This window comes from uncultured Mailhella sp., from assembly GCF_944324575.1.
Taxonomy (GTDB): domain Bacteria; phylum Desulfobacterota; class Desulfovibrionia; order Desulfovibrionales; family Desulfovibrionaceae; genus Mailhella.
Window position 1 is genome coordinate 1 of sequence record NZ_CALUWV010000170.1, and the last position, 13,591, is coordinate 13,591.

At 44.5% G+C, this 13,591-nt stretch carries 10 protein-coding genes; 1 reads left to right on the forward strand and 9 read right to left on the reverse strand.

Annotation, left to right across the window (positions count from 1 at the left end):
- From Q0J81_RS11430 to Q0J81_RS11440, 3 genes are all read right to left on the reverse strand, one after another.
- Positions 1-318, reverse strand: a 318-nt coding sequence (locus tag Q0J81_RS11430; protein WP_294447996.1) for a hypothetical protein, incomplete at its 3' end; no start/stop codon positions are given.
- A 242-nt stretch (positions 319-560) separates the two neighbouring features.
- Positions 561-695 carry a hypothetical protein gene (locus Q0J81_RS11435; RefSeq protein ID WP_294447997.1) on the reverse strand — a complete coding sequence of 45 codons (135 nt, stop codon included), beginning with the start codon at positions 693-695 and terminating at the stop codon, positions 561-563.
- 92 nt (positions 696-787) lie between these two features.
- Positions 788-3,613, reverse strand: coding sequence for a DUF927 domain-containing protein (locus Q0J81_RS11440; protein WP_294447998.1), 2,826 nt, complete (start codon positions 3,611-3,613; stop codon positions 788-790).
- Between the two features lie 133 nt (positions 3,614-3,746).
- Between Q0J81_RS11440 and Q0J81_RS11445 the strand changes: the two genes are divergently transcribed.
- Positions 3,747-4,106, forward strand: a complete 360-nt coding sequence (locus Q0J81_RS11445) for a hypothetical protein (RefSeq protein ID WP_294447999.1) — start codon at positions 3,747-3,749, stop codon at positions 4,104-4,106.
- A 171-nt stretch (positions 4,107-4,277) separates the two neighbouring features.
- On the opposite strand, the gene Q0J81_RS11450 is transcribed toward Q0J81_RS11445, so the two are convergent.
- From Q0J81_RS11450 to Q0J81_RS11475, 6 genes are all read right to left on the reverse strand, one after another.
- Entirely contained in the window at positions 4,278-5,462 is a 1,185-nt protein-coding gene (locus tag Q0J81_RS11450; protein WP_294448000.1) for a site-specific integrase, read from the reverse strand.
- Between the two features lie 528 nt (positions 5,463-5,990).
- Positions 5,991-6,950, reverse strand: a complete 960-nt coding sequence (locus tag Q0J81_RS11455; protein ID WP_294448002.1) for a LysR family transcriptional regulator — start codon at positions 6,948-6,950, stop codon at positions 5,991-5,993.
- A gap of 183 nt (positions 6,951-7,133) precedes the next feature.
- The gene (locus Q0J81_RS11460; protein WP_294448004.1) at positions 7,134-8,801 is read right to left on the reverse strand and encodes an FAD-dependent oxidoreductase; all 1,668 of its coding nucleotides are present in this window, start codon (positions 8,799-8,801) and stop codon (positions 7,134-7,136) included.
- A 17-nt stretch (positions 8,802-8,818) separates the two neighbouring features.
- Positions 8,819-10,453: an FAD-binding protein gene (locus Q0J81_RS11465; protein WP_294448005.1), complete on the reverse strand. Its 1,635-nt coding sequence runs from the start codon at positions 10,451-10,453 to the stop codon at positions 8,819-8,821.
- A 119-nt stretch (positions 10,454-10,572) separates the two neighbouring features.
- Positions 10,573-12,483: a TRAP transporter fused permease subunit gene (locus Q0J81_RS11470; RefSeq protein WP_294448006.1), complete on the reverse strand. Its 1,911-nt coding sequence runs from the start codon at positions 12,481-12,483 to the stop codon at positions 10,573-10,575.
- Positions 12,484-12,522: 39 nt separating this feature from the next.
- On the reverse strand, positions 12,523-13,509 hold the full coding sequence (locus tag Q0J81_RS11475; RefSeq protein ID WP_294448007.1) for a TAXI family TRAP transporter solute-binding subunit: 987 nt from the start codon (positions 13,507-13,509) through the stop codon (positions 12,523-12,525).
- Between the last annotated feature and the right edge of the window lie 82 nt (positions 13,510-13,591).

The window sequence follows — 13,591 nt, forward strand, 5'->3', positions numbered from 1 at the left end:
TACCTGAGAACATGTGGTGTCTATGGCATCAGATCGGCATGGTATCGCTGGCATATGACTGGCAGTGAACAGAACTCGTGATTTAGCACGATCAGCAGCCATAGTGATGAGTTGGTCAGTAGAAGCAGCAGTCAGATGATTGTGTGTAGATTCGCCTAGATCAGTGAATTTCTTGCCATCAGATGTTTCGAGTGTGGCAGAGCATATGCAGGTGTGATTGTTGGATTCATTGGGGAATATGATGAGTTGAGTATGTAGTGATTTGATATCAAGAGAAGAGATATCATTGTTTGAAATAGAATTGTTGTTTTTATTCATTTTTTCATTCCTTGTTTTTTTTATTGTTATTCGAATAATATTTTTTCATATTATATATAAAAGAAAGATAATAAGAGAAAAAATAAAATAATAAAAAAACAATATAAATAATAAATAATAAAAAAATATATATTTATTTATAATAATTATTTTTATATTTTTTTATATATCAAATTATTATATCGGTGCAGCTCCTGGTGCAGGTAGCTGCACGCTTTTTATCATCAAAATGTCCAACTATATCATGCTATTTTCCTCTGGTGCAGCTGTGCAGGTGTGCAGATTACATTTCCATTTTTTTGCAATTCTGTTTTTCTATCCTCATTTTTTGCTTCATCTTTTTTTTGTGATCCTTTGTCATAAAACTCTACCTGCACGGCTGCACACCTGCACAAATAAAAAATCCCCTTATTTTACAGGGGATTTTGTTCTATTTGGTGCAGCTTTCAAACCTGCACCATTTTTCTTATCAATCTGCACAATTTCCTATCATATCTTGATACACTGCAATACCATGAGCAGTGTCTTTGTCAGGTACTTTTCTAGACTCAAGAGGTTTACCATTCTTATTTTTGACCAACCAACCTCTAGCATCCAATTCCTTCATAAAGCTGTCTTTGCTGATACCTCTGTAAATATTCTTGAGTGGATTGTTCTCGATGAAGTATATCCATCTGTCACCTTCTTTATACTTATATCCAATTGGTGATCTAGAGGCTCTTTCAAAATCCTCGTCGTGATATGGATATTCTTTTTTATAAATCGTTTTGAAGTGTAGTGTGTCTTGCTGTATTACTTCTTTCAACCGTTCTATAGCCTGAGTAAGTTCAAGATTTTTCGCTCCATTCCTTTGTTTTAGCCAATGACCTAAAACAAATAAAGTAGCTTTTTCAACTTCACCTTTACTCCATGGCAAGATATCGTGTTCAATCGCAAACTCACCAGCAGCAGCAATCAGAGCAAAATTACGAATGACCCTGATGACCTGTCCAGTAGCATCAGAAGGACTCATTTGGTTGATATACTTCTGGTGTCTTTCTCGCAGATTCAAAACATTTTCATCATAATTACTGATAAATATTTCCAAAAAGTTACGTATTGCACGACCATAAAACTTGACTGATTTATCCTTTATAAAGTCACTCAGTGCGGCTAATTTGGCTTTATCTGACATACTAAAAACGTTATCAATTCCCAACTCCATAAGTAATTGATCATCGGGTACAAAAGAAAAGATACCGTTTTCTGAAATAGCTGAAATATCTATATCAATGACTCTGACTGCCTGACCTGCTTTGATTGTTGCCCCCTTATCTTCACTGATTTTGTCCTGAAGCGTAATCTCACCGGAAGACAACACCACAGTCTTGAATCGTCTAGTACCTCTCTCCTCGGCATCTTGATTCAGTCTGCTTTTCGTCTCTCCATTGCCAATCATATAGATCGATTTGCCTATACTTTTCCCATCAGCCTGTCCAAGTTCATCAAGAGCAAGCAGCATATCGTTATGTTTGGCTGCAATATTTTCCAATGCATTATCCGTGGCTCTCCATTGCCGTAAATAGCCACTCGAATAACCTGAACCACCACAAACACTACCTGCAACCTTCAAAGCTGTTGTCTTGCCTGTTGAACCTTCTCCACGCAAGTTCACTCCAAAAGTATCCAGTCCTAAAGGCGTCAGCAGTACAGCAGCAAATCCAAGACTTATAGTAAATTCAAGAAGCAAATGACCGGTAATAGGCCTCGCAATCTTGTCTCTCCAATCCTCAAATGATCCTGCACTCTGAAACAAGTTATCTTTTAGTTTGAATGCTGGAAAATAAGTAGATTCATCACTGCCACCAATACATTCATTATACAAAACAAAGCAATTTTTATGCCATCCACACCTGTCTATCTCGATGGCTTTTTTATTGGGATAAGCTGAAATCAAATAATTTTTCAGTTGTTTAGAGGCTCTGCTGTTTGGAGTAAGTACAAGGCCACTATCAACTAGTTTTTCGATAACAGTACTTCCACGTTCTTTCATCAATTCAGCATTTTTGATGGTAAAGTTATGAACAACACCATCCATATCACGAAATTCCACTCTTTTTCCCCAAGAACAGCTATCAACATCACGAGTCATATGCGTAACAGATATAGGTGACGAGATTTTTATTTCTCTAGCCTCTTCTGTACCACTGTTCTCAATATAATAAAGTCCATCTGTTTTCAGTAGATAATCAGCAACTACAGCAGCATCAGCACTCAAATTATTCTGAAAAAGGTCAATTGGAGTTTTTACATAACACTCTTTTCCACAATCAAATATTTTCTTTATTTTTTCACAGGTACAAGACTCATTAGAGAAAGCAAGATGATTGATTATATTTGTAAGCTTTTCTTCACTTATATTCCTGCCATTGAGACTAACTCCCTGACTAAGCTCCATGGCTAACTCGCGTCCATTTTTCCCACAGCGTACAAGAAGACTGACCATCATACGCCACTCTTCTTCAGATAGGATTTTTATATGTTCGATGCAATATTTCAGATAAGCACAATTCTCCATCCCTGCTAATCTTTCCATCTGATTCTTTACATCAGGAAATATATGTGCTGCTGAGTAACTTTTTTCATAGAGTTCAGATAGGGATTCATTTTTTACAGGATCATGGTGATCGATTGTTATATTACGAGGCGACTTTGTTAGGTTCAATAGTTCAATATAATCCATACATAATAACTCATCCCAACTTACTTCAACCTTATATCTATCGTTATCTGAACAACGGACATTATACATATCAATCATATAACCAGAACCAACCGAATAAGCCGAATAATCAAGAGCAGAAATAGGATCTTTTACTGAACAACACTCCTCCACAAGCCTGTCTACAAATTCCTTATGAACAACAGGTAAAAATATATCTCCTTTTTCACCACCATAAATGACTGCTGGAATTTCAATATGTACACCTTCTTTAGCTGATATCCAAAAAGATAAGGAAAGAGGATCAACCTTATAGTAGTCGCATAAAAAAGAAATCATCGTTATTGCTTGAGTTCGATTTATCCTCAAACTTTTTCCTTTTTCGAATATCAGGTACAAGTTTCCATAGCGTATTGGAGCACGATGATTTTTATCAGGCAGCCACGAAAAAGATAAGGAAGAAAGAGAAGTAGCCCCTTTATTCATGGCGTTTTCTATGGCTTCAGGCGTGTCATCTATACCGTAAAATTTGAACTCATCATCATTCTTGTTGCAGTAAAATCTTTTTCTTGTCGTGGGTTCTGAATTATTCATGAAAATCTCCTTATAAAAATATTGTTCAACAGACAGATTTCTGCATAATATATATTCATTTATTTTTTTACATTCGAGAATATATAATGCGTGGATACCGAACAACAAACAATATTACAAAAAGGAGTGATCCATGAAGCTTATTCGCCACTATGATGAGGTTCCAGAGTTTGTCAGAGGAATGGATATAAAAGTACATATTTTTCTTGAAGCTATTTGTGTAAAATCAATAGATGTTTATTATGATGTTATTGATGATGGGTCTTCTATAATTTCAACTGTAACGATTTATGAAGACGGAAATGATTATCAAAAGCTGTGCCATAGTGTTGTGCGAGAAAGTTTTATGAATATTGACTATTATAAGAAACTGATGTGCATAGACAAAAGTATTTTCGATTGTTTACGAGGAAGTATAACAGAATATATTTTAGAGAATAAAGGATATGTAAGGCTGTGTCCTTATGATATGAAGTCGTGTCGTTTGAGCTAAGTAAAAAAAGAAGGAACATGATGAGCTCATGTTCCTTCTACACATGTAAAATTTTCGACGCGTCGAAAATTTTACATAATTGATTTCAATATATTTTAAAAAAAATATAATAAAATCAATGTATTATATTCAACAGCAAGTAGATATAGTCCTTCCGGCATTATCATTTTTTCATTTTAGAATGTCGTTGATTCGCATGGCTGAGATTCGTGTTCCATCAGGAGCAAGATGAGCGTAGCGTTGTGTCATGGCAAGAGAAGAGTGCCCCATCAGCTCCGAGACCGTATAAAGAGGAGTCCCCTGCTGTACTAGCCAGGAAGCAAAAGTGTGTCGGAGTGTATGGAAGACAACCTTCTGGCGTGGATCTGTAATTCCTTCATTGAATCCAAGTTCTTTGACTACTTTATCAAAAGCTTTTGAAACCTGTCCCCGCTGTCCACCAGTTTTGGCTGGCAAAACAAGTTCTCCGGGATGCTGGCCATGGAATTTATCTTCGAGAACGGCCTTCACTTCCTGACTCATATAAGCATGACGGTTTTTACTGCTTTTGGGATCGCGGATTAGCAGAATTTCATTTGTGAAGTCTACATCAGCCCAAGTTAAAGCGTGGATTTCACCAGCTCTCAATCCACAAGCAAGAGAAAGCAGAGCAGTAGTATACAGGTCAGATGACACCGTTTTCAATGCCTGAAGCAGAGTTTTCGCTTCATCCTTGCTCAGAAAACGCATTCGGCGGTTATCAAATTTCGGAAGTTTGACGTTTCGCGTCGGTGGGATTCCTGCAACGATGCCTCGACGGTTAGCAAGATGCCAAATTTGGGAATAAATTGCCAAAGTGTATTCGATAGTCCGAGGTGATTTCCCATCGGCAAGCATGGTCTGTTTCAGTTTTTCAAGTTGCTCCTCATCGATTTCAATCAACGACTTTTCGCCGAAGCGTGGTTTCAACCACCTTGTGTACAGGTCTTCCTCTTTTTTTACAGTTGATTTTTTTTTGTGTCCCTGAGTATGACAGTAGGTTGTGACCCAAAACTCATCAAGCTTGATCCGAGTGGCCCGTTCCTGAGCTTCTGCCTTTTCCGCTTCAGTCCGCTTCTTCCTTGCTTCGTTGCGTGCTTGTCGAAGTGTAACTGCTCCATTACCTATCCTTTTGGCTTCTTTGAGCTTAGCAAGTTCTATGCGAGCTTTCGTCAACGTCCAGCCGTCTGATAACCAACCAAGAGCTTCCTCTATCTGCTTACCATCGACGGTGAAACGGAGCGTATAATACCGATCTCGTCTTTTTCCATGCATTCGCGTTTCGTGCTCGTAGTAGCGGATGCCACGCTCCTCGGTAATCCATTTTTGACCACTCACTGTTGCCTCCACAGTCTTCTCTTGCATCGAGTGAGGTTGCCATACACAAACTCACCTGTTCGATCTTCTCCCTTGTTTCTCCCTAATTTTTGCGTGAAAAAGAGGTAAAGTCAATGACTCTGAATGAAGTTGACTTCGCCCTTGTTATAACATAACCATCTGTAAAAAAAGTATATTATTTTAGCACAGTGAAGTCGTATGAAATTATACACCTATAGATTCGTAATCAGTAGGTCTGGAGTTCAAGTCTCCAAGCTGGCTCCAGTGAAATCAAGCCCTTACGGTAAAACGTGAGGGCTTTTTTCATTCTGAGTGACATTGGTCTCCCCCTCTTCAAAAATATCACCGCACACACACGCTTATTTATTTTCAATATTCTTTACTCAAAGTCCGTTAAAAATACTGTTTCCCTCCATACCAAACCGGTACCGGCTGCAGCTTCCGCCAGCTTTGGAAATATTTGTCGACCGGTTCAAAGCTGCAACAATATTTTCTTTTATACAGGCGACACAAGACAGTACGCAATGGTCAGCCGTTCTCATGATAAAACAACGACAAGGATAAATCCATATGACGCAGTCTGTCCTGAAGCATTTCCAAAAATATTTTAGCAGGCCTCGTCATTTCTCTCGTATGCCGGGATAAAATCCCATAATGGAGCCTGGGAAGATAGTTATCAAGACAGAACACATCTATCTTGTCGCGATAGTGACAAAAAGAAAGCAGAGAAAATAAGTCAATAATAACGCATCCGAAACCATTTGCGGCATATTCCATAGCTACTTGAAGATTTTTACAATATATATTTGAAAAATTTTTAAATAAATACATAACATCATCGGATATAAAGCGCAAAGAAGGAACACCATCCTTCTGATGAATAGGCATGATCAAAGGAATATGTTCCAATTCCTTCCGAGTAGGAACGGATGAAATCTCAAAGTTCCTTTCTTTAGACGCAACAAGCACATGAGATGAGTTAAAAAGCGGATTAAAAAGACATACTGACGGAGGTTTCTGTACTCCGATAAGAGAAAAATCATTTTTCCCCATCTTTATGTCACAAATAATCTGCTCCGGCTCTCCCGGAAGCAGCTGCACCCGTACATTCGGATGAGCCTCCGTATACTCTTTTAAAGCATCTCTAAAAATAGCAGCCTGAAATGTCGGCCTCGTTCCAGAAATCTGAATGATCCCCCGCAGGCATCCGTCCATACAGGCCAAATCGTCACACATGGCATCAAGAAGATCAAAAATCGCAATACATCTTGTTAAAAGAGCCTCACCCGCTGCCGTCAAGATCATCTGCTTATTCACTCTGGAAAAAAGAGCATTTCCCAACGCCCGTTCAAGTGAACGTATCTGATATGTGATAGAGCTTTGGTTTCTATGCATATATGCAGCAGCCTTGGAAACACTTCCAAGGGTTGCAACATAATAAAAGCCTCTCAACCACTGCAAAAAATCACCATTCAATTCTCTAATCATAAATATATCCTTTTAAATTAAATTAATCCCAGGAAAGATAAATGATTTATCAACTACCTGGGATTAATTTATGATATATTTTACACAATTATTAAATTATAACTGCAAACATCACTATAAAAAGCTGCCCTTATACAACTGAATGCTACACCTCCAGATGAGTATTTACCAGACGATAAGGCATCACACAAGCATGGTAATGGGAAATTCCATGCTGATGGAGCCCGTAGGGCAGGCAGTCCGACAACAGCCGCAATGCCAGCACTCTTCTGGATATCTAACGAAAGGCTCCTCTCTGTCATCCTTTTCCAGAATATATCCAGGACACCGCTCAAGACAAGATCCGCAGTGAATGCAGTGGCCGCAGTGCATGCAGCGGCTCGCTTCCGCCTCCGCGTTCTCGGCATCAAAACCTGCCTGTATTTCAGCAAAGGCCGTTTCCGGTCCGTCACGCTTTTCAGGCACTCGGCGAGGAGCCTTTTCATGATAACCGGGATTTCCTATCTCCTTGAATTCCACAACATGCACTTCTCGTGTCCGAGCCGTCGAATTCTCCATCAAAACCTTAAAGTTTTCATCTATCCGTATGCTCATGGAGTCAGCACAGGCAGTCAGAGCCTTATGAATTTCCATGGCGGCCTTTCTTCCGCTGCTTACGGCGTCAGCCACAAAGGAAGGGCCCGTCACGACATCACCTGCAGCAAAAATCTTGTCGCAGGAAGTGCGGTAATGCTCATCAACGAGAATTCGCCCTCTCCTGTCGACGGCCAGATTCATCGTTTCCAAAAATGACAGCTCAGTGCTGAGTCCACTTGCACAAATAACAATATCTGCGGGCAACGTTTCCCCTTCGCCGTCATACTTTTCCGCACAAAGGTTGCCACACTCGTCAAAAGAGAATGAACGAAGCATGGCGGCCTTTACATAGTTGCTGCCGATCTGCTCGGATATATGAGAATGAACAAGTCGTATCCCTTCCATAACAGCCTGTTTCTTCTCTTCCTCAGGAGCCCGGACATTCTCCAGAGACTCGGGAAAAACAAGACTTACTTTCGACGCTCCCAGTCTTTTTGCTGTAAACGCACAGTCAAAAGCCACACCTCCGCCACCGAGAATGACAACTTGTTTTCCGTCAAGTCTCTCTCTGATCAGATTACTTTCCTGAAGAAACGCCACTGCCGGGCGGGCAAGCTCTGCACCGGGACATGTCAGTCTGCGCTCCTTCCAGCTGCCGACGGCAATGACACAGGCGTCGCAGTCTTCAAGCACGGCGTCCAGGGAAATATCCCTGCCTACTGCCATATTCGTGAATGCTTTTACTCCCAGCGCCAGAATGCGTCCGGTTTCCCTGTCCACCACATGCTTGGGTAGACGAAAATCGGGAACGGCCAGGCGGGGAACACCTCCGAGAACAGGGGAAGATTCAAAGACGGTCACTTCATGACCAAGCAGTGCTGCAAACCAGGCACAGCTCATTCCCGCCGGCCCCGAGCCGATCACGGATATCCTTTTGCCCGTGGCAGGTGCAGGGGTCGGCGTAAGGGTATGCCCCGCATCGGATGCAAAGCGTTCCAATGCCTGAATGGAGAGCGCCTCATCGTAATGCTGACGATTGCAGGCCTTTTCGCACGGATGCGGACAAATGCGGCCGGTCACTCCCGGAAAGGGATTGCGGCTCAAAAGCGTCATCAGCGCTTCCACGTGATGTCCGGCAGCCACCTGACTTTCCATAAGCTGAATATGGTTTCCGGCTGGACAATGCGCTTCACAGGGGGAAGTTCTGTGCTGTCTGTACGAATCGTTTCCATGAATGAGGGGAAGCAGATGTTCTTTGCTGAATCTTGGCGGCATAATGCATATCCTTGTAATTACATCCAGTAAAGGAAGGGATTCTCTCCTCTTTTTTCGATGGCCAGCACCGTAAAAGAAGGATCGGGATCAGGATAATCCGAACGCAGGCAAAGCGTCTTGGACGAGGTTTCTCTCCTTTCAATGCTTGCCATGGTGAACAGACGACACACCTGAAGAAGATTCTGCGCCTCATGAACACGCATGAGTTCGTGCATGTTGGCGGCATACAGATCATCAACTTTCGAAGCAAGGCGATCCAAGCTTTCAAGTCCCTGTTTCATGCCGATTTCATTGCGCACATATCCCATATAATAGCGCATGATCTGACGTATGGCCTTTTCAAACAGCGCTGCACTGGTTTCCCCTCCGCTCTCCAGCGGAAGCATGACCCTGGTCTGCTCCTCATCAATTTCTTCCCGACTAGGAAAGTCCGGCATGACTTTGGCGTCGGCCTGTCTTGCCGCGTTCTTCGCCGCCGCATATCCGCCGCACATGGCGCCGGAAAATGCATGGAAACCTGTTCCCACAAAAAGTCCCGGCACTGTGCTTTCAAAGTTCTTGTCTCTGAACACCATACCTTCCAAACGAATTTCGCTGACCTCCACTTCCATCAGCTTGGTCTTGAAATCCAGCCCTCTCTGGGCCGAATAGTCCGGCCAAGTTCCCTTGTCCCCGGGCATGAGATCAAATTCAAGGTTGTTACGGACATCATCAGGAAGATGCCTCATATCCATATAGAAAGGCGGGCCGTTTCCCTTCAGGGACTCTTCCACAAGTCCCCGCGCAAAAAGATGCCGGGGAGCCTGTTCCGTCATAGGATGATACTTCGTCATGAAGCGCTCCCCGAGACTGTTCAGCGCATGCGCGCCGGAGCCGGTAATACCGTTCATCCCCGGACAGCCGAAACTCTTCGGCTCCACGGAAGCGGTCTGCTTCGTGTCGAAATTAACGAGTCTGGCACCCGCTTCATAGGCAAGAATATAATGGGCTCCTACGTTGAACGGCATGGAAATGCTGTTGAAAGGATTCAAAGTCGAATTGGTAAAGGCCCTCTGCACCCTCGGCCCCATGGCCAGAACACCGGTTTTGGCCCGAATGACATGAAACGAACCGTCCAAGACATGATAACCCATGGCACCGACAAAACAGCCGTCCCGCACCAGAAGACGCGTCAACATGACATGATCAAGCACATCAACGCCGATCTGCCGGATGCGTCTGGCAATTTTCGGCTTCATGAACTGTCCCTCGTGAATCAGTATCCACCAGTGCCCCGGCTGGCCGAATCCCTGAGACCGCTTGAAGGTACCATCCTCATTTTTCTGAAATTCCACACCGACGTCCGTCAAAAACTCAATAAGATGCGGCATGGCCTCTCCCCAGGCTCGTACCGTCTCAGGAGGCACACCATTTCCGGGCTTGCAGAAAAAGTTGACCATATCGTCAACGCTGTCATAGGGATCGGAGCTGTTGAGAACTCCCATGAAATGATCATTCCCGGCGCCTATGCTTCCGCAGCTTTCCAGTTTTCCCTTATCCACAAGAAGGACATTTTTCCCCTCTTCACGTGCAGCCAGTGCCGCTCCGCATCCGCTGGCCCCTGCCCCCATGACGAGCACGTCCGCGTCATGAAATACGACATCTCTGTTCATTATTTCCTTCCATGTAAAAAATAGCTAAGGATGACTAAATATGGCTGTTCCACACACAAAAACGATATTTTATAACATTGATAGTTATATCCACAAAGACTGAATACAAATTCTTTTCATCAAGAAAGATCTTTCTCTGTATTGCCAGCACCCTTCCTGAAGTAAATCATTGCCGTTACTACAAACACATAGGCGAGACTGACGGCGTAAGCTATGGTTGTTTCCTTGAACATCGCCCAAAGCAGCCCTATGGCACCGACAACGGCTGCCGCCGCTTCCCACCGCTGCAGAGGCTTGAAAAGATAGAAGCTGAGTCCTCCGGCTCCGAGCACAAGCATCAGCACCCCCACCAGGAAAAAGAACAGCGTATACCACGGACTGGAAGACGTCTGTCCGAGCATGATTTCAGGAGAGCTGACCAGCAAAAACGGCAGGAAAAAACCTACGCCGCCGATTTTTGCCGCCTCTACGGCCGTTTTCATATACTTGCTTTCAGCAAGCGCCGCGGCGGGAATGGCCGTTGCCGCCACGGGAGGCGTGATTCCCGAAAACACGGCGAAGAAAAACACAAACATATGAGCGGAAAAAGGTTCCACCCCAAGCTTCACCAGTGTGGGCAGACCGACCATGGCCACCATAAGGTATGCCGCAATGGTGGGAACCCCCATCCCCAGAATGATGCACACGACTGCCGTTATGAGCAGGGCAACGATCATGCTGTCTCCGCTGAGCATGGCTATGATTCCAGGAAGCCTCATTCCCAGTCCCGTTTTGGTCATGGTGGTGATGACCGGTCCTAGCACTGCACAGGTTACGGCAATTTTCGCACCGGTCACGGCGCTTTCACGGATAGCCGGGATGAATATTTCCAGCAGGGAAGACAGTCGATTCTGCCTCCAGATGTTCCATATGCCGCAGACGACCAGCAGCAGGATGGCCCAGAAGATGGTGAACATGGGGGAATATCCCATGAACAGCATGGCAATGATCAGGGCCAGCGGTCCAAGGAAAAGCGGAGCTTCCCTCATGAGTTCCATGGCACTGTAGCACTCCATGGAAAAATTCGAGCCCAGCCCAAGCCTCTTGGCCTGAAACTGCACGTAAAGGCCCACGCCGAGAAAATACAGCAGGGCAGGCAGCAGTGCGGCCTGAAGTACCTCTACATAAGGAACATGCGCCATCTCCGCGAGAACAAAGGCCGTGACACCCATGACTGGAGGCATGATCTGACCTCCGGTGGAAGCTGCGGCTTCAATGGCTCCGGCCACGTACGGAGGGTAACCGGCTCTTTTCATCAGGGGAATGGTATACGTTCCCGTGGCGACGACATTGGCCATGGCACTTCCCGTGACCGAGCCCATGAGCGCACTTGACACTACCGACGAAATGGCAGGTCCACCGGCCAGCTTGCAGCCGGCCATCATCCCTATTTTATTGAAAAAGCTTGAAGCACCTGTGGCTCCGAGAAAAGAGCCGAACAAAACGAACAGGAAAATATAATTGGCACTGACTCCGAGTGTTGAGCCGTATATGCCGCCCTCGAAACTCATGACATACGCATTGATGAGTTCCTGATAGCTGATGTTCGGAGCCCGCAGAGGTCCAGGCAGAGCATAGCCGAACAAAGCGTAGGCGATAAAAAGAAGCGCAACCAGAGGAAAAGTTATTCCAAAGCCCCTTCGGCAGGCCTCAACGGTCAGTCCTATGATCAGTGTACCTACTATAAGATCCTGCGTATTCAGAGCGAAAATCGGTGAACGTAAAAGTTCGAGTTCGTCATATTCAACAAAAATATAGCCCGTAGCGTATACAGAAAGTACAGCCAAGATGAAGGCTATGGCTTTTTCGACAGGCTTCTCCTTCTTATACATGGACCATAGAAATGAAATGGTAAGGCCCAGCATAAGATGAAGATTGGCATGACGAATGGGTGTCAGGAAAAAAGCCTGAGTATAGGCCAGATGATACGTCACCATGAATACTGCCAGAATGGTGACCAGAATCAGTATGTTCTTATTGAGTTTCTCCATGAGGCTCTCCGAGAAAAAGGTGGAGAAATTCGATCACTCTCAGCGCAGGCCCTTTTCCTTATAGTATTTGAGCGCGCCAGGATGGATCTGCTCATCGGGCATATCCGCCCCGGGAACAGTGATTTCTCTGGACATAAGAAGGCCTATCGGAGTAATGGCCGTGATCTCCTTCTGATTTTCACACAGAATCCTGGCAATATCGTATGCCAGCTCGTCAGGCGTTTCAGAAAAGGCAAAAATACCTATGCGCTCTTCCCAGGCCAGTACGTCCCTGTCGGGTACGTTCTCGGCTATGGCCCCACGGGGGATGACCAGCGGAGGATAAATCATGCCATCTTCCTTTCCCGCCGCATCAAGCCATTCCTGCTTGACGCTGAGGAAGCGGGGTGCACCTCTGGAGGCCACCATTTCCATGTAAATGGATACGGGCTTCCACGGCCCGTTGGGATTGACGGCTACGCCCATGGCACATACGTCAAGGCTTCCGTCCATCATGCCGCTCTGCAGCGCTCCCCAGTTCATGTACATGGGTTCATTCTTCTCAGAATCCGGAATGCCGTGCTTTATGACCGACCACAGATACTTCCCCGTTGTCGTATTGCGTACGCGCAGACCAATGCGTTTTCCCGCCATGTCTTCTACAGACTGTATTTCAGGATCATATGTCACGAGCGTCTGCACGTTGGAAGTCATGAAGCCTATCAGCTTCAGATTCGGATACGCCTTAGGATAGGGGGACTTGCCTATGATGGCTTCACGGAACGGGGTTACCGCGGCACTGATGAGCATTCGTTCAGGTGAAGAAACCGCCCGCATATACGTTCCATGAGAGCCGCTTGTTTCAACGGGAAGTATCTCATATTCAGGATTGACCTTTTTAATTATCTCAGATATAGCAAATCCGCACTGGAAAGCCGTACCTCCAAACGCACCGCTACATATTTCAAACCTTTTTTCCTGGGCATATGCTCCTCCGGAAAAAACAACTGCACATATAATACTTAACATAATAAGATGTTTTTTCATTATAGACCTCCAGTTTTACGACAATTAATACAACAATAATTGCCACAATAGAATTCTAAAACCGTGCGCAAGGTATAGAATA